Annotated in this window: 19 protein-coding genes; 9 read left to right on the top strand and 10 right to left on the bottom strand. The window is 65.2% G+C overall.

The window, feature by feature from the left end; translation table 11 throughout:
* The first annotated feature begins 79 nt into the window (after positions 1-79).
* A complete protein-coding gene (locus B9C43_RS37825; protein ID WP_033392021.1) occupies positions 80-262 on the top strand; it encodes a hypothetical protein in 183 nt (60 codons plus the stop codon).
* Between the two features lie 66 nt (positions 263-328).
* Here B9C43_RS37825 and B9C43_RS37820 read toward each other — a convergent pair whose 3' ends face one another.
* Genes B9C43_RS37820 through B9C43_RS37805 form a run of 4 tightly spaced genes read right to left on the bottom strand, consistent with a single transcriptional unit; the run spans position 329 to position 5,344 of the window.
* Positions 329-1,648: a cation:dicarboxylate symporter family transporter gene (locus B9C43_RS37820; RefSeq protein ID WP_084431721.1), complete on the bottom strand. Its 1,320-nt coding sequence runs from the start codon at positions 1,646-1,648 to the stop codon at positions 329-331.
* Positions 1,649-1,702: 54 nt separating this feature from the next.
* A complete protein-coding gene (locus tag B9C43_RS37815; RefSeq protein ID WP_084431720.1) occupies positions 1,703-3,871 on the bottom strand; it encodes a xanthine dehydrogenase family protein molybdopterin-binding subunit in 2,169 nt (722 codons plus the stop codon).
* Entirely contained in the window at positions 3,868-4,869 is a 1,002-nt protein-coding gene (locus B9C43_RS37810; RefSeq protein ID WP_084431719.1) for an FAD binding domain-containing protein, read from the bottom strand. Before B9C43_RS37810 ends, B9C43_RS37815 begins: the two co-directional genes overlap by 4 nt.
* Positions 4,870-4,873: 4 nt before the next feature.
* The gene (locus B9C43_RS37805) at positions 4,874-5,344 is read right to left on the bottom strand and encodes a (2Fe-2S)-binding protein (protein ID WP_084431718.1); all 471 of its coding nucleotides are present in this window, start codon (positions 5,342-5,344) and stop codon (positions 4,874-4,876) included.
* A 151-nt stretch (positions 5,345-5,495) separates the two neighbouring features.
* Here B9C43_RS37805 and B9C43_RS58910 point away from each other — a divergent pair, with 151 nt between their 5' ends.
* Positions 5,496-5,996 carry an alpha/beta fold hydrolase gene (locus B9C43_RS58910; protein WP_235039080.1) on the top strand — a complete coding sequence of 167 codons (501 nt, stop codon included), beginning with the start codon at positions 5,496-5,498 and terminating at the stop codon, positions 5,994-5,996.
* A gap of 44 nt (positions 5,997-6,040) precedes the next feature.
* Positions 6,041-6,379, top strand: a complete 339-nt coding sequence (locus tag B9C43_RS58905; RefSeq protein ID WP_235039079.1) for an alpha/beta fold hydrolase — start codon at positions 6,041-6,043, stop codon at positions 6,377-6,379.
* Positions 6,380-6,405: 26 nt separating this feature from the next.
* Here the strand turns inward: B9C43_RS58905 and B9C43_RS37795 are convergent, their stop codons facing one another.
* From B9C43_RS37795 to B9C43_RS37770, 6 genes are all read right to left on the bottom strand, one after another.
* Positions 6,406-7,791, bottom strand: a complete 1,386-nt coding sequence (locus tag B9C43_RS37795) for an NAD-dependent succinate-semialdehyde dehydrogenase (protein WP_084431713.1) — start codon at positions 7,789-7,791, stop codon at positions 6,406-6,408.
* A gap of 141 nt (positions 7,792-7,932) precedes the next feature.
* Positions 7,933-9,261, bottom strand: coding sequence for an MFS transporter (locus B9C43_RS37790; RefSeq protein ID WP_160096971.1), 1,329 nt, complete (start codon positions 9,259-9,261; stop codon positions 7,933-7,935).
* Positions 9,255-9,950: a flavin reductase family protein gene (locus B9C43_RS37785; protein WP_160096969.1), complete on the bottom strand. Its 696-nt coding sequence runs from the start codon at positions 9,948-9,950 to the stop codon at positions 9,255-9,257. The genes B9C43_RS37790 and B9C43_RS37785 overlap by 7 nt, the downstream gene beginning before the upstream one ends.
* A gap of 43 nt (positions 9,951-9,993) precedes the next feature.
* Positions 9,994-11,349, bottom strand: a complete 1,356-nt coding sequence (locus B9C43_RS37780; RefSeq protein ID WP_084431707.1) for a RidA family protein — start codon at positions 11,347-11,349, stop codon at positions 9,994-9,996.
* A gap of 13 nt (positions 11,350-11,362) precedes the next feature.
* Positions 11,363-12,736, bottom strand: coding sequence for an MFS transporter (locus tag B9C43_RS37775; protein ID WP_084431705.1), 1,374 nt, complete (start codon positions 12,734-12,736; stop codon positions 11,363-11,365).
* Positions 12,737-12,875: 139 nt separating this feature from the next.
* Complete coding sequence (locus tag B9C43_RS37770) at positions 12,876-13,721, bottom strand: IclR family transcriptional regulator (RefSeq protein WP_143446878.1); 846 nt, start codon at positions 13,719-13,721, stop codon at positions 12,876-12,878.
* Between the two features lie 121 nt (positions 13,722-13,842).
* Between B9C43_RS37770 and B9C43_RS37760 the strand changes: the two genes are divergently transcribed.
* The 6 genes from B9C43_RS37760 (at position 13,843) to B9C43_RS37735 (ending at position 19,786) form a co-directional block, all read left to right on the top strand.
* On the top strand, positions 13,843-15,474 hold the full coding sequence (locus tag B9C43_RS37760; RefSeq protein ID WP_160096967.1) for an AMP-binding protein: 1,632 nt from the start codon (positions 13,843-13,845) through the stop codon (positions 15,472-15,474).
* On the top strand, positions 15,471-16,442 hold the full coding sequence (locus B9C43_RS37755; protein ID WP_084431703.1) for a cyclase family protein: 972 nt from the start codon (positions 15,471-15,473) through the stop codon (positions 16,440-16,442). The genes B9C43_RS37760 and B9C43_RS37755 overlap by 4 nt, the downstream gene beginning before the upstream one ends.
* On the top strand, positions 16,439-16,852 hold the full coding sequence (locus B9C43_RS37750) for a Zn-ribbon domain-containing OB-fold protein (protein WP_084431702.1): 414 nt from the start codon (positions 16,439-16,441) through the stop codon (positions 16,850-16,852). The genes B9C43_RS37755 and B9C43_RS37750 overlap by 4 nt, the downstream gene beginning before the upstream one ends.
* Positions 16,849-17,991, top strand: a complete 1,143-nt coding sequence (locus B9C43_RS37745; protein ID WP_084431701.1) for an acetyl-CoA acetyltransferase — start codon at positions 16,849-16,851, stop codon at positions 17,989-17,991. Before B9C43_RS37750 ends, B9C43_RS37745 begins: the two co-directional genes overlap by 4 nt.
* A gap of 104 nt (positions 17,992-18,095) precedes the next feature.
* Positions 18,096-18,800, top strand: a complete 705-nt coding sequence (locus B9C43_RS37740; RefSeq protein ID WP_084431700.1) for an SDR family oxidoreductase — start codon at positions 18,096-18,098, stop codon at positions 18,798-18,800.
* Between the two features lie 77 nt (positions 18,801-18,877).
* Positions 18,878-19,786, top strand: coding sequence for an LLM class flavin-dependent oxidoreductase (locus B9C43_RS37735; RefSeq protein WP_235039078.1), 909 nt, complete (start codon positions 18,878-18,880; stop codon positions 19,784-19,786).
* Positions 19,787-20,174: the final 388 nt, after the last annotated feature.

Below are 20,174 nucleotides of genomic sequence, written 5' to 3'. Positions count from 1 at the left end.
AGCATGGGATAGCACCTCGTAGTTTAGAAGCCTCGGTACTCCCACAGACAGGTCAATGTTCACCCGATTCAAACCTTGCATGGCAACGGGTGACACCGACCAGCTCTACGGTAGCGCGCAGTGGAATACCGACAAGATCCCCGAAGCGAGCACCGTACCGGTCATGCTGCACCCGGTCGACGTGCTCGATGGCTCGGCGATCCCGGTGCCGGACATGCTGAATGATCACGTCAGCCAGGTTCACCGAGCTAAAACAGCCTGACTGCCCCGCGCCCGTGCTCCACGTTTGCTCCTGCCCCTGCAATGTGAGACCCCGATTGCGCACACATCAGTCCTCTTTGGAAGCATTTGCCATTTCCTGAGCCGAGCCGGTCAGTGACAGCTCGTCAAACGGGGCCGTACCCGCGAACACCGCCCGGGCCTTGGCGTGGTCGAACTCCTTCATCCACGATCCGATGAGGACGGTCGCAACGGCGTTGCCCGCGAAGCTGGTCAAGGCGCGGGCCTCGGACATGAACCGGTCGATCCCGACGATGAGGCCGATGCCGTCGACGAGGTCCGGGCGGTGCGACTGCAGGCTGCCCGCCAAGGTGGCGAGCCCCGCGCCGCTGACGCCCGCGCCGCCCTTCGACGAGATGATCATGAACAGCAGCAGGGAGATCTGGGATTCCACGCTCAGCGGCGAGCCTTGGGCCGTGGCGATGAACAGCGTCGACATCGTCAGGTAGATGGCCGTGCCGTCGAGGTTGAACGAGTAGCCCGTTGGCACGGCGATGCCGACCACTGGCTTGCTGACCCCCAGGTGCTCCATCTTGGCGATCAGCCGCGGCAGCACCGTTTCCGACGACGACGTCGACAGGATCAGCAGGAACTCCTGCCCGAAGTACTTGAGCAGCTTGAAGATGCTCACCCCGGCCGCGAATCGCAGCACGGGCCCCAGCACGCCGAACACGAACACCAGGCATGTCAGGTAGAAGCCGAGCATGATCGTCAGCAGACTATGCAAGGCGTTCCACCCCGTCGCGCCAACGACGGCAGCGATCGCGCCGAACGCGCCCACCGGCGCGGCCCAGAGGATCATCGACAGGATGCGGAACACCAGCCGCTGCACGTGTTCGATCCCACGGCGGATCGCGAGACCGGGGTGGCCCAGTTTCTGCAACGCGAAGCCCGTCAGCAGCGCCACGAGCAGCGTCTGCAGCACGTGTCCCTCGGTGAACGCCGACATGAGCGACGTCGGGATGATCCCCAACAGGAAGGCCACGCCGCCTTCGGCACCGCTTGCCTGCTTGTGCACTGTGGACACGTCGGTGGGGTTCAGGTGCAGCCCGGAACCCGGGTGCAGGAGGTTGCCGACCACGAGCCCCAGAGCGAGCGAGAACGTCGACATCACCAGGAAGTAGACCAACGCCGTGACGCCCACCTTGCCGACCTTCGCCGCGTTCGCGACCGATCCGATACCGACCACGATCGTGCAGAAGATGACTGGCGCGATCATCATTTTGATCAGGTTCACGAACCCGGTCCCCAGCGGTGCGAGCTGCTTGCCGACCCCTGGCCAGACCAGTCCGACCACGGCACCCAGCACCACGGCAGCGATCACAGCGAGGTACAGGTAGTGCGTACGGCCACGGGCGCGAGAACTCATTCAGATCCCCTCCGGCGCGAACGGCGAGTGCGGTGAGTGCGGGCGGGCCTGGTTTCAGAGGACGTGCTCCACGCGGATCGGCAGCCGGCGCATCCGTCGGCCGGTCGCGTGGTACACGGCGTTGGCGATGGCCGGAGCCACGCCGACCAAGCTGACCTCGCCAAGGCCCTTCACGCCGACCGGGTTGAACCGCAGGTCGGGTTCGTCGATGAAGTCGACCTCGATCTCGCCGATGTCCGCGTTGACCGGCACGGTGTATTCCTCGAGCGTCGTGGTCAGGAACCCACCGAACTGTTCGTCCGCAACGCTTTCCTCGCGTAGTGCCGCACCGACTCCCCACACCACGGCGCCGCGGACCTGGCTGGCCGCGGTGGTCGGACTGGCCACGCGGCCGCAGTCGACCACGCTGACCACTCGGGGCACCCGGATACGTCGAGTGGTCGGTTCGACCCGGACCTCGACGAAGTGCGCGGCCCAACTGAAGGCGACGAACTCGGGGAAGACTGGTCCGCCGATGGCAAGATGACCACCCTTGACCTGTTCTAGGCTCTCCTCGGTCTGACCAGGCGCGAGCGTACTCGCCGAGACCGTCACCACCGATTTGCCCGTGGCCCGCACCGCGGCCGGCACGTCGCCGGTAACCCCAAGGGTTTTGCACAGCTCGGCGATGGCGGCCCGGACGGCGGGCAGCGCACTCGATGTGCCCCAGGAACCGGCGGTGAACGGCTGCGGCGCCACCCGGGTATCGCCGACGTGCACGGTCACGTTGTCCACTGGCACGCCGAGTTCGTGTGCGACGAGCAATGCGACGGCTGTGCGAATGCCTTGGCCCATCTCATGCCCGCCGACAGCGACGATGATCGCGCCGTCGGCCGTCGCGGAGAGGTGCGCCACGATCGGCACGATGCTGGCCGGATAGCACCCGGCCGCCACGCCCCAGCCAACGATCGAACCGTCATCGGCGATCATCGAACCGGGCTGTGGATCGCGTTGGTCCCAACCGAATCGGGCCGCACCGCGCCGCAGGCACTCAGCCAGGTGCCTGCTGGAGAACGGCAGGCCGGTGACCGGGTCGACGGTCGCGTCATTGGCCAGCCGTAGCTGCACCGGGTCGCGGCCGGTCGCGTACGCGAGTTCGTCCATTGCGGACTCGAACGCGAACACGGCCGGGCTCTCGAACGGCGCCCTCATGAACCCAGGAGTCGGTACATCGGTTCGCACCAGGCGTTGCCTGCCGCGGAACGTGGGCGTCGCATAAAGCCGGGACGTCGCGGTGGTGGCGTCGGAGGGAAACAAGTCGTGCCAGGAAGTCTGCTGATCGACCTCGTGGACCGCGGCGAGCAGCCTGCCGTTCTCGTCCGCGCCGAGCCGCACGGTGTGGACGGAGGCGGGGCGGAAATTGCCGGTGTGGAAGTTCTGCGGCCGGGGCAGCACCATCTTCACCGGCCTGCCAAGCCTGCGTGCGGCGATGGCGATCGGCCCGAGGTGGCCGTACATCGCGTTCTTGGTGCCGAACCCGCCGCCGATGTGCGACGAGATGACTTCCACGCCTGCCGGGTCGATGCCGAGTTGAGTGGCTAGGCCGAACCGTACCGCGTTCGCGTTCTGGGTGCTGTCGTTGACGATCAGTTTGTCGCCGTCCCAGCGCACGACGCTCGTGAAAGGTTCGATCGGCGCCGCGTGCTGTGCGGGGTGTTCGTAGGTGCTGTTGATCCGCACCGGGCTCTCCTGCAACGCCGCGTCCGCGTCGCCGACCTTGATGTCGGCCAGGAACGGCAGCGGAATCGCCTGTTCCTGCATCAGCGTTTCGGCGCCGTCGGCGTCGATCTTCACCGCGAACGGCTCCGGCTCGTACACAGCCGTGATCGCCTGTGCCGCTTCGGTCGCTGCGATCGGGTTGTCGGCGAGGACCAGCGCGATCGGCTGGCCGCGATACGCGACACGGTTGTCGCGCAGCGGTTGCAGGCTTTGCGCCGCGTGCCCCCCAGCCAGGACGAACCCGACGTCACGCAGTTCGTCCGCACCGAACTTGGTGATCACCAACCGGGTGCCGGGTACGGCTTCAGCGGCGGACGTGTCAATGCCAGCGATGCGTCCTTTGCCGATCCTGGCAGTGGCGAAGGCCGCGTACACCACGTTTTCGGGGACGCGGTCGGCGGTGTATCGGGCGCGCCCGGTGACCTTCTCGTAAGCGTCGACACGGCGGGTCTCCATGGCTGTCATGCGGTGGCTCGCTTTCCGGCAGTGAACAGCGCATCGACGACCGTGCGGATGCCCAGTTCGATGCGGAATCTGTTGGCGGCACTGGGGCACGCCGCCTCGAACGCGATCTCCCCGGCGTGTCGAGCGGTGCTCGGCGTCAGCCGCTGACCGATCAAGGTGCGTTCGGCTTCGGCGGCCCGCCACGGCCGGGTGGCGACGCCGCCCAGCGCGATCCGGCATTCGTCGACCAGGCCGTCCGCGTCGAAGATCAGGCCGACCGCGGCGGAGGCGATGGCGAACGCGTAGGACTCGCGGTCACGGATCTTGAGATACGTGGATCCGCGCCCGGCCCGGGTCACGGGTATACGGATGCGGACAATGAGTTCATCGGGAGTGAGCACGTGTTCGTGCGTCGGGTCGTCGCCTGGGCCGAGGTGTAGTTCGGCGATCGGCACACTGCGTTCCCCGTGTGGCCCGACGACGTCCACGATGGCGTCGAACGCGATCAGCGCGACGGCGAAATCACCGGGGTACGTGGCGATGCACGCATCGCTGCCACCGAGCAGCGCGTGACCGCGGTCGTGACCGCCGATGGCCGCGCAACCGCTGCCCGGGGCGCGCTTGTTGCAAGGGATCTCAGGGCCGCTGCGGAAGTACGTACAACGTGTGCGCTGTAGCAGGTTCCCGCCGATGGTGGCCATATTGCGCAGCTGCTGGGACGCGGCGCGCCACAGTGACTCGGACAAAGCAGGGTAGTCGGTGCGGATCGCCGGATGATCGGCCACGTCAGCCATGCGTGCGCCTGCACCCAGAACCAGTTCCTGTTCGCGGACGTCAATTCCGCGCAGTTCGGCGAGCCCCGACACATCGATGACCGCGGGTGGGGTCTCGATGTCGAGCTTCATCAGGTCGTACAGCGTGGTGCCGCCGGCGAGGATCTTGGTGCCGGGCTGCGCGGTACGCAGCGCGTCCACTGTGGCGTCGATGCTTCTCGGTGCGAGGTAGGTAAATGCGTGCATCGTTTCAGGCCTCGTCCGCGACCTGCCGCACCGCTGCCACGATGCTTCGGTAAGCCCCGCAGCGGCAGAGGTTGCCGCTCATGTATTCGCGGATCTCGTCGTCAGACGTGGCGTGGCCCTCGGCGATGCATGCGATGCCGGACATGATCTGACCGGGTGTGCAGAAACCGCACTGCAACGCGTCATTGTCGATGAACGACTGCTGCAATGGGTGCAGGGCGCCGTTTTCGCCGGTGACACCTTCGATGGTGGTGACGGCTCGGCCGTCAACCTGAAGCGCGAGCGTCAGACAGGACACCACCCGGCGGCCCTCCACATGAACCGTGCAGGCTCCACAGTGGCCCTGGTCGCATCCTTTCTTCGTACCGGTCAACAGGAATCGCTCACGAAGCACGTCAAGCAGCGACTCCCGTGGGTCCAACGCCAGCCGGACTTCCTCGCCGTTGACCATGCAGGTCCAGTCGTATGTGGACATAACTGATCGCAGTCCCATCCCTCGTACGCGGTGATCTGCCATGCTGCTGTAGCCGCGCGGCGTCAGCCAGAACCCTGGTTTGCGTACGTCCGGCGTGAGTACTACCGGCAGGGACAGGCTAGAACTGGACCGCTGAGCCATGCTTCGGCTGATGAGCGTGCCATTGCCCGAGAAATTCCGCACCGAGCGAATCGACGTCGACGGAATAATGATCAACTGCGCCGTCGCAGGCGAGGGGCCTCCGCTGCTGATGCTGCACGGTTATCCGCAAACTCACCTGATGTGGCACCACATCGCTCCGCCGCTGGCCGAACGGTTCACCGTGGTGCTCGCCGACTTGCGCGGCTACGGCGACAGTGCCAAGCCCGAACCCACCGCGTCAAGCGACAACTACGCCAAGCGTGCCATGGCCGCTGACCAAGTCGGCCTGATGGCCAGGCTCGGCTTCGATCGTTTCGCGCTCGTCGGTCACGATCGCGGGGCCGCGTCTCGCACCGCCTCGCCTTGGACTTCCCGGCCGTCGTCACACGGTTGGCTGTTCTCGACATTGTGCCGACACGACACGTGCTGCGAAACATCGACCGTGATACGGCCAGCGGCTACTTTCACTGGTTTTTCCTGTCGGTCGGCGGCGGTGTGCCGGAGAAGCTGATCGGCGCCGATCCCGAGTTCTGGTTGAGTTCCGCCATACTGCGTATGTCAGGTGGGAACGACTTCGACCCGGGTGCCCGAGCCGAGTATTCACGGTGTTTCTCCGACCCGGCAACCATTGCCGCCTCCTGCGCCGACTACCGCGCCGCGGCCACCGTCGACCTCGAGCACGACGATGCCACCGCCCTGACAGCAGCGAAGATCACTTGTCCGACACTGGTTCTCTGGGGTGATCGCGGCCTGGTCGGCCACCACTACAACGTGCTCGACGTGTGGCGGGAGTACGCGAACGACGTGCGTGGAATGGGCCTGCCGGCCGGGCATTTCATCGCGGAGGAGGCCCCTGGCGAGACCCACGCCGCGCTGCGTGACTTCCTCGGTTGACGCATTCGAGGCGGCGTGGCCGCTGCTCAGTTCGCAGTCTCCACCGAGGACACGCGTACCAGCTTGCGGTTGAGGAATTCGCCGATGCCCAATTCGGACAGTTCACGCCCGAACCCGGAATTCTTGACTCCACCGAAGGGAAGCCGCGGTGAGTCGATGAAGCACGTGTTGATGTAGACCATTCCCGACTCGATCCGGGACGCGATCTCCTTGGCGTGCTTGATATCCGCGTCGAAGACGTATGCCCCGAGGCCGTATCGGGTGGCGTTGGCCAGTTCGATCGCTTCTTGTTCACTGTCCACAACATAGAAGGACAGCACTGGGCCGAACGCCTCTTGCTGGAACAACGGATTGTCCGGCGCGATGTCGGTGACAATGGTCGGCTCAAGGTAAAACCCGGCGCGGTCGACGCGCTTGCCGCCGTGGACGATTCGCGCTCCCCCTGCTTCGGCTTCCGCGATCTGCTTGAGCAGTCCGTTCAATGCGCGTTCGCTGGCCACAGGGCCGAGCAGCGTTGTCTCGTCCGTGGGGTCGCCCACCTTGATTGCCGCGAACCGTTCCGCCAGCGCGGCCAGCATCTGCTCGCCTCGCTGCCGGCCGACAACGATGACGCGCTTGATGTTGACGCATCCCTGGCCCGAGTTGAACGTCCGTCCCATCACGACCTGCTCGACCGCGTGGTCAAGAGGCGCCCCTGGCAGGATGAGAGCGGGGTCGCTGCCACCCAATTCCAGTACCACCTTCTTGAGGTTGCGCCCGGCGCGTTCGCCGACCGCTGCCCCGGCCCGCTCACTGCCGGTCAACGTCACACCACGGACGCGGAAATCGTCCACCAGCTTGGCAATCTGCTCGATGCTGCAGAACAGATTCGTGTAAACGCCTTCAGGAGAACCAGCTTCCTCGAACAGCCGGGCGAAGGCGAGCGCACACTGCGGCACACTCTCGGCGTGTTTCAGCATGACCACGTTGCCCGCGACGAGCTGGGCCGCGACGACGCGGGCCAGCTGGTAGTACGGGAAGTTCCACGGTTCGATGGCCAGAACCACGCCGACAGGTTCGGCGATCACCGTCGCACCAGGCTCGTCCGGCAGCGGTACGTCAGCGAGGAACCGCTCCCCGTTTTCGGCGTAGTAGTCAAGGATGTCGGCGACAAGATCGACTTCCACGTACGCGAACCGGGCGACCTTACCCATTTCCAAGGTGAGGTACCGCGCGTATTCGTCCCGTTTGGATCGCAGGATCTCAGCGGCACGGCCGACGATCCGCGCGCGTTCCGCGACCGGGCGGAACTTCCAGTCCTCACGGTAGCGTTTGTCTGCCGTCTCCAGCGCCGCGAAGACTTCGTCATCTGACTGCAGGGGAAATTCGGTGACGAGCTCACCGGTGGCCGGATTGATGGTGACGAAGCTCATCGTCCACTCCTTCCAGGGTCACGTGCCGACTCGCGCTCCCGTACAGTGCGATGGGCGGAGCGGGAAGGGCACATGGCAAGTCTGGTGCATTAATCCGTTTTCAGCCTGCCCCTGCTGGTCGTACGCTTCTGGCAACGACACTCATCGGTCAGCCACCGGCTGTTGCGTTTCGTCGAGCCGGCTGCGGTATGTCTCCTTCAACCCGCGCACACAAACCGCGGTCAACCCGAGCGCACAGAACATGATGCCGACCAGAATTCCGACGCTACCGGTCGCCGCGACCAAGGCCGCCGCGACGAGAGGCGCCGGCCCGGCCCACAACGCACCGGCGAGCTGGTAGCTCAAGGAGATCGCGCTGTACCGCATCCGGACGTCGAACTGCTCGGAGAGGAACGACGCCAGCGTCGCGTACATCGGCGCCTGTCCACACACGAGCATCAAGCTGATCGCGACCGTCATTTCCCCGAAGCCGCCGGTGTCGACGAGCCAGAACATCGGATACGCCAATATGGCCGCGCATATGGCACCGTCGAGGAAGACAGCGCGTCGCCCGACCCGGTCCGATAGCGCTGCCCACAACGGGATGGCTATCAGATCGAGCGTCGCCGCAATCAGCAACGCGACCAGGCTCTCGGTACGTGATATGCCTGCCGTGTCGCGCGCGTACGTCAGCACGTACACAGTGGTGACGTAGAACGTGATGTTCACCAGCGCCTGGCTGCCGATCGTGAGCAAGGTGGTTCGCTTGGCATGCTTGAGAACCTCGAAGATCGGCACTCGCGCCTGCTCCGACCGTTGCTTCACCCGTGCGAATGACGGCGATTCCTCAATGCCGAGCCGGATGAACAACCCGATGGCTACGACCACGACGCTGGCCAGGAACGCGATGCGCCATCCCCAGGCGAGGAACGCCTCGTCGGACATGGTGCCGGACAGCAGAGCGAAGACACCGGCCGACGAGATCAGGCCCAGCGGAATGCCCATCTGCGGAAGGCTCCCGTACAAGCCTCGACGCCCGGATGGTGCATGTTCCACTGCCATCAACACCGCGCCGCCCCATTCGCCGCCGACGGCGATGCCCTGCACCAAGCGGAGCAGCACGAGCAGGATCGGTGCCCATATCCCGATCGTGGCTGTTGTAGGCAGCGCACCGACGAGCATGGTCGCGACGCCCATCAGGAGCAGGGTGCTGATCAGGACGCTCTTGCGGCCTACCCGGTCACCGAAGTGGCCGAACAACACGCCACCGACTGGCCGTGCCACGAACCCGATACCGAGCGTCGCGAGTGACACCAGCGTGGCGGTCGACGGGTCGAGACCCGGAAAGTACAGCTTGTCGAAGACGAGCGCCGCGGCCTGGCCGTAGATGAAGAAGTCGTACCACTCGATCGTGGTGCCCACCAGGCTGCCAAGGGCTGCGCGCTTGGACTGGTTCCTTGTCGCCCCAGGTACTCGCCGTGACCTCAACACGATTCATCCCTGTGCCACACGACGCTCGAGTGGATGCCCGCGTCCGGATCGGCCAGTGACGCTGCCCGCAGGACAACGTTCATCTCAGTGCTGAACCTCGGTCCGGGCATGCGACCGAGTGGACGCAGCTTCCGCGGGTCCGGCTTGCAGTCGTCGGCCACCAGCCCGTCACGGAAGTGCGCGTAGACGACCCTGCCCAGCACCAATGTGCTGGCACCGAGATCTATGGCCGAGTGCAGGACGCACTCGAAGCTCACCGGCGCTTCGCCAATACGCGATGCCGCGACTCGTTGGCACGGCACCGCGGTGAGTCCGGCGGCCACGAACTCGTCGACTTCCGGCTCGTACTCGATCGAGGTGAGGACGAGTTCGTCGATCAACTCCGCCGAGGGGATGTTCACCACGAACTCACGGCTCTGCCGGACAAACGCCAACGTGTCCTTGACGGACTTACCGGGCACCAACGGCTTCGACACCGAGAACGCCAGCATCGGCGGGTCGGAACACACGATGTTGAAGAAGCTGAACGGCGCGATGTTGGACATACCCTCCGGCGATCGGCAGGACACCCATGCGATTGGGCGTGGCACAACGCTGCCGCACAGCAACTTGTAGTTCTGGTGCGGTGTCAACGTGGTGACGTCGTATCCGATCGCCGCACCGGCTGGCGCCTTCACTTCACTGGACACGATCATCCACCCTCTTCTTCGCTGCTCGAGCCGGATGCTCGCGTCATCGTTGCCTGGCCACGACTTCGATCTCGATCGACGCCTCGCGGAACGGCGACGTGTCGACGATCGGCACGAAGGTGGTCGGTGGCAGGATCGGCCCGAAGAACATCGTGCCCACTCGTTCGACCGTCGCCATCTCGCTCGCGTCCTTCAGGTACACGGTCTGGTGGATCACGTCAGTCAGGTCGAGGCCGTACGCCTTGAGGTACTCGGTGTGCAGCTGGTAGACGTACCAAGCCCTCGCCCGCATCCCGGTGTCTGTTTCCACGTGTCCGAAGGACAAGCGGCGGCCTTCGCCGGACAGGCCCGCGTTGCTGTCGACCAGTCGCCGGTTGGCTCCGTCGATGGGAACCTCACCAGAGGTGAACACCAAGTCGCCGCCTTGGACGGCACCGACGTAGAAGCGGGCGATGTCCGCTTGCGGCAACCGGACTTCCTTCGCCCCACCGCGGCTGCGTGGCGCATAGGCGACGCTTTCGTACCCGATATGCGCTGCCCGGTCGGCAAGTCCGCCGATACTCAGACCGGTACTGGCCACCAGCCGCTTCTCGTTCTGCTTCGACAATGCGTGCCGCACGAGCACCGCAGGGCCGTAATTGCGCATCGAATCGGCCAGCCAACCGTTGACCTTCAGCACGTCCTCGATGCCACCACCGGCCGCCTCGAGTGCCGCGTCCATCCGTTGGAACAGGGTCCACGACTGCTGCAGCACCTCAGCTCCCTTGGGAGTGCTGAACTGCAGGGCGGCGAGGTCGTCCGGCAACTGGCCGAGCCGGGACGGCGCCGGCAACGGCTCGGTGCCAGTGGTGTTGGGGACGAAGACGTAGTCGCCGGCACGTACCGCGGTGCTCCCGTCTCCGGCATCGACGACTTCGACTCCCCCATCACCGGTGTACGCGACGGCATCGAGGTAGACCTCGATCTTCTCGTCCAACCCGCTGCTGGACACCAGAACCACGCTGATCGCAGGCCGATGCCCGGCAAGGCAGTCCTGCACGACACGGTTGACGACAGCGATGTTCTCCCGCTCGGAGACGAACAACCGCAGCCGCGCGAGCGACCGGATGTCAAGGCCGTAACTGTCAAGCACCGCAACGAGTTCTTCGAAGACGTAGTACGCCTGTGCCGCAGCCGGCTCCTCAGGCACGTCGATCAGCATCTGGTCGTGCCAGACACTCGTGCCGTCGGCCGTGACCTGGTCGAACGACCGGACGAGCACGCCTGAGGGAAGGTGCGGGGTGATGCCGCCGATGAAAACCAGATCCGCGGCGGTGTCGGCGATTTTGCTGTATGGGCCGATCAGCCGGGCCCGGCCGTCGGCGGACGCCGTGACCGCGGTTGTTTCTTGCTGCCCCATAGGGGTTCTCCTTCTACTCGTTCGGGATCCCTTGCGGTGCCACGTCAACAGGCTGTTTCGGGGAACCGGAGGCGAAGAGGTCACGCCGGAAGGCCTCGGAGATCGTGCGGACGGTGACGAAACTGATCACCGCCAATACGGCGAGGTAGGCGGCCACCGGCCAGCTTTGACCGGTCGCCAGCACCAATGCCGCCATGATCGTCGGCGCGAACCCGCCCGCGACCACCGAAGCGATCTGGTACCCCAGGCTCGCGCCGGAGAAGCGCACCTCCGCGGGGAACATCTCGACGAACATCGCGGCGAGCGGACCGTACATCGAGGAATGGATCACGTACGCGATCACCAGGCCGAGGCCGAGCAGCCACTTGTTGCCCGTATCGGCCAACAGGAACACCGGGAACACCCAGATCGCCATGGCAGCGGTCCCGGCAAGGAACAGTTTCTTCCGTCCGATGTGGTCACTGAGCAGACCGAACAGCGGAAGAGTGATGACCTGGACGAAACCGGCGCCCATCACCAGCGCCAACACGGTACTGCGGGGCAGTCCGACCACGCGGCTGGCGTAGTCGACCATCCCGGTGGTGAGCGCGTAGTACGCCGCGCTACCGACGAGGAACGAGCCCGCGGCCTGGACTACTGCCTTGCTATGGCTTCTGAACACCTCGACCAGAGGCGGCCGGACAGCCGCGGGCTTGGCCCTGCTCGCAGCCTGCAGATGCAGGAACACAGGGCTTTCCTCGATCCGGCGCTGCACGTACATGCCGAACAGGACAACGACGAACCCGCCGAGAAACGGCAGTCGCCAACCCCATGACCGGAAGTTCTCGTCGGACAACAGGGCGGACAACAGCAGGAAGATGCCGTTGGCCAGTGCGGCACCAAGGCACGGGCCCAACTGACTGAGGCTGCCGTAGAAACCTCGTCGCCGCACGGGGGCGTGTTCGGTCAGCAGCAGCGCGCCGCCAGCCCATTGCGCACCGACGGCCAGTCCTTGGATGAGCCGCAGCAACACCAACAGCACCGGGGCGATCACGCCCGCCGAGGCATAGGTGGGCAGCACTCCGATCAGCGTGGTCGCGGCACCCATGACCACCATGGCGAGCACCAACGTCGGACGCCTGCCCCAGCGGTCACCGAGGTGGCCGGCGACGATCCCACCGATCGGCCGGGCCAAGAAGCCGACCGCGAGCGTGCCGAACGCGGCGATGGTGCCGATAGCCGCGTTCTGGGCCGGAAAGAACAGCGGACCGAGCACCAGGGCCGCGGCCGTTGTGTAGACGTAGAAGTCCAGCCATTCGGCTGTCGTCGCCGCGACGCCCGCTATCGCGATGCGACGCATCGCACGCGGCTCTTCCTGATGTGACGGCGTCGGCGTTGGCGCAGTCATGGACGCACCTCCTGGCAAGCAGGGCAAGTGGTTAGCCGCTCGGCTGGCCCAGGACGGCGAGTCCCTCGCGATCGTGCGGGCTAGGTCTCAAGCGCCTCCGTAGTGTCAGGAACCCCCGGACTAATGTCAAGACACTGTCTCATTCAGTTCGTTCTCCGGTACCGAGATAACCGAGACGCCGAGACAGCCGCCTCGCGCCGTCAGCGACCGCCTGACCAGCCTTCTCGATCGGCAACATGTCGAGCCGATATCCGGGAAGGCTCAGCGTCACCGCACCAGCACACGATCCACTCGCGTCGAAGAACGGCGCCGCGATACCGGCGCCGTTGCGCACCCAGCGTCCGTGACTGACCGAGTAGCCCAGTTTCCGGTCTCGCTCGAGCGTCTCGCGGTACTCGCGGACGTCGGTGATGCTGTTCGGCGTGTAGCGCTCGAGGCCCTCGGCGAAGACGAGTTCGACCTCGCTCTGCGGCATTCCGGCCAGAATCGCGGCGCCCGCGGCCCCGGTGGTCAGCCGGAACGGCTTGCCCAGTTCGAGCACGTACCTGATGGTCTGGTCGCAGTCGATCTTGTCCCGGAACACCAGCCGGTGGTGCTGCCGGACGGCCAGATAACACGACTCGTTGTACCGATCGACGAGCTCTTGCAAGATCGGCTTCGCCGCGTTCCACAGGCTGTCCCGGTCGCGCAACACCGCCACCAGCGAGAACAGCCGGTGCCCGGTCGAGTACATCCCTCGGTCGCCGGTCTGCTCGACCCAGCCGAGTTCTTCCAGCTGGGCCAGGATCCGGCTGACGGCGCTGCGGTCGATCCCGGTCTGCCGTGCCGCCTCCCGGACACCGATCCCTTCTTCGTGCGCCGCGACCAGCTCAAGCAGCACGAACGCACGGTCAAGGACACTGGGGCGCCCTGGGCCGGCCCGGTTGTCGTCCGACCTCTCGCGCACCGCGGGGCCATTGCCGGGGCCACTGTCCTCCACTGTCACGTGACTTCCTTTCCCTCCAGAACGTACGCACGACAGTGTCTCACTTAGAGCCTTGACATGGCGAGAGCCTTCGTGCGATTTTCGAGACAGAGTCTTGGTTGATGAGACACGTGGAGGCGTGGTGGATCTCGACAAACTCAACGTCCGCGACTTCCTGGAGGAAGCGGCCGCGCGCAACCCGGACCAGCCGTTCCTGATCTGGCAGGACGAGGAACAGACCTACGCGGACTTCGTCGCCGAGGTCGACACCGCTGCGGCGGTCTGGCGGGAGCTGGGCGTGCGCAAGGGGGATCGCGTCGCCTTCATGGCCGACAACTCGCCCGGATTCCTGCACGCCTGGCTCGGCCTTGCCAAGATCGGCGGGATCCTGGTCGCGATCAACACCGGGTTCAAGCTGGACGAGGCCAGTTACCTGGTCGAGCACTCCGAAGCGGTCGCCGCTCTCGTCGACCCGCGACACACCGGCTTCTTCACCACGATCCAGCGTTCCGCTCCGACGCTGCGCGCACTGTCCACCTTGGGCGCGGCCGACAGCGGGTTCACCGATTTCACCCAGGCCATGGCCCAGGTCGATCGTGCGCCACGAGCCACGGTCGACCTGGCAGGCGACGATGTCATCTCGCTCATCTACACCTCGGGCACCACAGGCCGGCCCAAGGGCGTCATGCAGACGCATCGCAACTACGTCCTGACCGGCCAGGCGTATCCGTACTGGATGGGCATGAACAAAGGCGACCGGATCTACGCCTGCCTGCCGTTGTTCCACATCAACTCGCAGGCGTACTCCACCATGGGCGCGATCGGCGCGGAAGGCGCCATCGTCCTCGCGCCGCGGTTCAGCGCCAGCGGTTTCTGGCCAGAGGTGCGTCGGCACCGGGTCAACGTCTTCAACTTCATCGGCGCCATGGCCGTCATCATGAGCAAGAGCGAGCCGTCACCGTCCGACGCGGACAATGAAGTGCGGGTCGCGTACGGCGTGCCGGCACTCCCCCAGGACGTCCGCGAACAGGTCGAGCAGCGCTTCAAGCTGGACTGCGTTTCCGGATTCGGAATGAGCGAGACGACATTCGGTCTGCTCGAACCCCGCGACGTGCCACGCAAACCAGGCACGATGGGCGTGCCCCGGCACCACCCCGACCCGTCAGTGCCCGAGACCGAAGCACGTGTCGTCGACAAGAACGGCAACGACCTCGGTCCCGGCCAAGTGGGCGAGCTGGTGGTCAAGAACGCCGCGATGATGCTCGGGTACTTCAAGGATCCCGAACGCACCGCGGAAGCACTGCGCGACGGCTGGCTGTACACAGGGGACAGTGCCTGGCGGGACGAGGACGGCTGGTTCTACTTCGTCGACCGGGTGAAGGACATCATCCGCAGGCGTGGCGAGAACGTCTCCTCCCTCGAAGTCGAGCAGACGCTCGACGCCCATCCGGCCGTCCGGCAATCCGCGGTCATCGGTGTACCGTCCGAGCTGCTCGACGAGGACATCTGCGCGATCGTCGTCCCGCAGCCCGGCCAGACACCGACCGCCGCCGAACTCATCGAGTGGTGCACGCGGCGCCTGGCCCGCTTCAAGGTGCCCCGTTACATCGAGTTCGTCACCGCGATTCCGATGACCCCGACCTCCAAGATCGAAAAACACCGGCTCCGCAGCGGCGACTACGCCCGCGGCGAACGCTTCGACATCGGCGAGGCCGCCACCCGTCTGTCCTCGTCCGTGACCACCGGACCAACCCGTAGCTCGGAGGAAGCATGACCGCCGTTACCACGCCGAACGTCGAGACGGTCCGCGCCCTGTTCGCCAAGTACAGCAACTGGGGCCGGTGGGGCGCCGACGATCAGGTGGGCACACTCAACCACGTCACGCCGGATCTCGTCATCCGCGCCGCTTCGAGCATCAAGTCGGGCAAACGGTTCTCGCTCGCGCTGCCGTTCGACGCCAACGGGCCCCAGCGCGGCGGCATGGGCAGGTTCAACCCGATGCACCTGATGTTCCGCGACGGCAACGACATCGCCACCGGCACCATCGTCGACGACTTCTACGGCGGCAACGACCGGTACTGCCGTGGCACCGACGACCTGATCATCATGCCCCTGCAATCGGGCACCCAGTGGGACGCGTTGGCCCACATCATGTTCGACGGCAAGATGTACAACGGCTACTCGCCCACCGACGTCACCAGCAAAGGTGCGACGCGCAACGACATCGCGCAGGCCGCGGACCGTATCGCGGGACGCGGCGTGCTGCTCGATGTCGCCAGGGCGAAAGGCGTCGACGCGCTCGAACCCGGCTACGCGATCACCGCTGATGACCTCGAAGCCTGTGCCAGCAGTCAGGGCGTCGAGGTGGGCACGGGCGATTTCGTGCTTGTCCGAACCGGACAACTGCAGGCACGGCGTGGCAACTGGGGAGATTACGCGGGCGGGCACGCTCCGGGGTTGGGGCTTGCCAGCGTGCCATGGGTCGCCGATCACCAGATCGCCGGTCTTGCCACCGACACCTGGGGCATGGAGGTGCTGCCCAACGAGACGCCGGACGTCTTTCAGCCGCTGCACTGCATCATGCTGGTCGGCATGGGTCTGTACATCGGTGAGATCTTCGATCTGGAGACCCTGGCCGACGATTGCGCCGAAGACAAGCAATACGACTTCTTCTTCTGCGCACCGCCGTTGCCGTTCAGCCGTGCGGTCGGATCCCCCGTCAACCCGATGGCGATCAAATGACCACGCCGGCACCACCGAAACCCGCTCCGCGCGGCGAGGAACAGATCTACTTCCAAGCCGCGACGGAGAATCGACTGACGTACCAGACCTGCGACACGTGCGGGTCGACAGTGTTCTACTTGCGTGCCGTGTGCCCGCATTGCGGCAGTGAAAGTCTCCGGCTGCGTGACTCCGCCGGTGTGGGAAAGGTGTACAGCTACACCGTGCAGCACCGGGCAGGCCACCCGTACTTCGCCGACAGGACACCGATGACGCTCGCCCTCGTCGATCTCGACGAAGGATTCCGGCTGCTGGCCGACCTTGTCGACGTGGACGAGGTGGCCGTGGGAATGCCCGTCGAGGTCGTGTTCCACGAACTGGACCACGACCTCACGCTGCCACATTTCCGCCGTGTGAAGGAATCGACGTGAGCATTCGCGGAAAGACCGCCATCGCGGGCATCGCCGAAGTCGACACGTTCCAGACCACGGGGCATTCACCCGCCAGCCTGGCCGCGGTCGCCTCGAAACGCGCTCTCGACGACGCCGGACTCAAATTGTCCGATGTGGACGGTCTGTTCACCACGTCGGCGTACTACTCGATGCCGACCTTGACCATGAGCGAACACCTCGGGATCAAGCCGAGGTTCACCGACTCGACCGCGCTCGGCGGCTGCTCCTTCGTCGCCCATCTCGGGCACGCCGCCGCTGCCATCGAAGCAGGACTCTGCGACGTCGCGCTGGTCTGCTACGGCAGCACCCAGCGCAGCGATCGTGGAAAACTGGTCAGCAACGCCGACTGGCTCGCCTACGAGCAACCGTATGGCCTGCTGCATCCCGTGGGGAGCTTCGGTCTCATCGCGCACCGGCACATGGCCCAGTACGGCACGACCAGTGAGCAACTCGCCCAAATCGCTGTGGCCGCCCGCAGTTGGGCGCTGCTCAACCCGGCCGCGCCGTATCCGAAACCATTGACGGTCGACGATGTGCTCGACTCCGCACTGATCGCCAGCCCATTGCACAAACTGGACTGCTGCCTTGTCACCGACGGCGGAGCGGCCGTGGTGCTCACCTCAGCCGACCGAGCCCGAGACTTGGCCAAGCCGCCCGTATATCTGCTCGGCAGCGGCGAGGCCTCGAACCACCGCAACATCTCACAGATGCCGGACCTCACCACCACTGAGGCAGCAACCCGGAGCGCGGAACGCGCCATGCGGATGGCTGGGATCACCCACGCCGACATCGACACCGCGCACGTCTACGACGCCTTCACCATCAGCCTGTTGATCCTGTTGGAGGATCTCGGTTTCTGTCCCAAAGGCGAAGGCGGCCGGTACGTCGAGGACGGCGCCATCGCACCGGGTGGTTCGCTCGCGCTCAACACCAATGGCGGCGGCCTTTCGTACACGCATCCGGGCATGCTCGGGATGTTCCTGATCACCGAAGCCGTCCGCCAGTTACGTGGTGAGGCTGGTGCGCGGCAGCGACAAGACGCAGCGGTGTCCCTCGTCCACGGCATGGGGCTCACCCTCGCGGCCCATGCCACCGCCGTGCTTGGCACCTCGCCATGAAGCCTGTCCCTGCCAACAGTACGCAAAGCGGGATCTGGATAACGGCCACACGGCAGCGAGCACTCTTCCTGACTTACAAGGCAACCAGACCAGAAGGACATGTAATGCGGATCGAAGGTGCGGTGGGATTCGTCACCGGCGCGAACCGAGGGATCGGCAAGGCCATGGCGGACGCATTGGTGCGGTTCGGCGCCAAGAAGGTTTACGCGGCCGTGCGCACTCCGAACACCATCACAGACCCGTGGTTGACTCCCCTGCGCCTCGACGTGACTGACCAGAAGACCATCGATGCCGCCGCCGAGGTGGCCACCGACGTCACCATCTTGGTCAACAACGCGGGAATCGGCGGAGTGCGGTTCGACGGATCATTGGAAGACGCCCGGGCAATCATGGAAACGCACTTCTTCGGCACATGGGCGGTGACACGTGCGTTCGCTCCCATCCTGAAAGAGAACGGCGGTGGAGCCATAGTCAACGTACTCTCGGCCGCATCCTGGTGGGCTATAGCAGACGCACCTGGGTACGCCGCAGCCAAAGCCGCACAGTGGAGTCTGACCAACGCGCACCGCATTTCCATGCGCAGCCAGGGAACCCATGTACTCGGCGTGCACTTCGGCTACGTCGACACCGACGCCACCAAGAGGCTGAAGGTGGAGAAAATGGCACCCGCGACGGTGGCCGAAGCGACCATGCGAGCGCTTCAGGCAGACGAAAACGAAGTCCTCGTCGACGAATGGACCAAAGCCACCCGCACCGCACTCGCCGGAGACATCACGGCCATGCAGGCCAACCTGCCCCCTGGGCTCTGAGTATCACCGGGCCGGGTTGCGGCAATGGCGGCATACATTGGTTCGCAAAGTCAGACAACTTCTCGAGAGGTGAAAGTATGCGCTTCGCTGTCGCCATTCCGCAGTTCGCGACCGACCCGCATGAGGTGCGTCGCTTCCTTCACCGCGTCGAGGACCTGGGTTTCGACAGCGCGTGGACACAGGAACAGATTCTGGGCAGCAGGGCGATCGGCAGCAAGCCGGTGATCAGCCCGCTTGAACTGCTCGCCTACGCCGCGGCCTGCACCGAGCGGATCCGGCTGGGCTGCGCGGTGTTCGTGACGCCACTACGCAACCCGGTGCACCTGGCCAAGAGCATTTCCTCACTGGACCAGCTCAGCGGCGGCCGGATCGACGTCGGCGTGGGGATCGGTGGCCAGAACCAGCCGTTCGCGGCCTTCGACTCCAGCCCAGAGCACCTGGTCACCCGCTTCACCGAGGGCCTTGAGCTGATGAAGCGGTTGTGGACCGAGCCGTCGGTCACCTTCGACGGCAAGTTCTGGCAACTCGAAGACGCGCAGATGGAGCCGAAGCCGGTGCAGCGCCCGCACCCGCCCATTTTGTTCGGCGCCAACCACCCGAACGCGGTGCGCCGCGCGGTCAAGCTGGGCGACGGCTTCATCGGCGCCGGATCCGCGACCACGGCCCGGTTCGTGGAGCTGGTCAAGATCGCCCGCGAGGCCATGGCCGAGTTCGGCCGCCCCGACTTCAAGTTCGCCAAGCGGGTCTACGTCGCCCTCGACGACAACGTCGATCGGGCCCGCACCCGCGTCAGCGAGGTACTGGAGTCCTTCTACAACCGCGGTGACATAACCTCGGTCGCCGTCTTCGGTACCGCCGACGACGTGGTCCGCGGACTACGCGAGGTCACCGACGCAGGCGCGGAGACCATCGTGCTCAACCCGATGTTCGACGAGCATGAGCAACTGGAGCAGCTGATCACCGATGTGGTCCCGCAACTGAGTTGAGGGACCACGTGACTCAGCCCGAGCTTCTGGAACGCGCTCCGCTGGACGATCTCACAGAACGAGATACTTGAACCTGACTCTTAAATCACACTGCCGCCCGTGGTGTCAACAGCCGGTCTGGCCACTGTGGACGATGTGCTCGACCGATCACTGCCCGTCGAGACGAGCTGATCTCGTGCAAGCGAGTGTCCGGAGGCCACTTCTCCGGGCACTCGGCGAAAACCGACACCGAACGCGGCTCCTGCTCGGCGGCGAAGTCTTCCTCGCCGCCTTCGAAGGCGCCGACGCAGCAACTCCATACGTCCTTTATGGACAGGATCGCACTGGAACGGGGTCAACGACTTGGACGTGAAATGGTTTCACGTCTTCTGGCTGTTGACACGGGGAT

It is taken from the genome of Kibdelosporangium aridum (assembly GCF_900176515.1).
Taxonomy (GTDB): Bacteria; Actinomycetota; Actinomycetes; order Mycobacteriales; family Pseudonocardiaceae; genus Kibdelosporangium; species Kibdelosporangium aridum.
The sequence above is the reverse complement of the archived record's forward strand: the minus strand, read 5'-3'. Positions and strand labels throughout refer to the sequence as shown.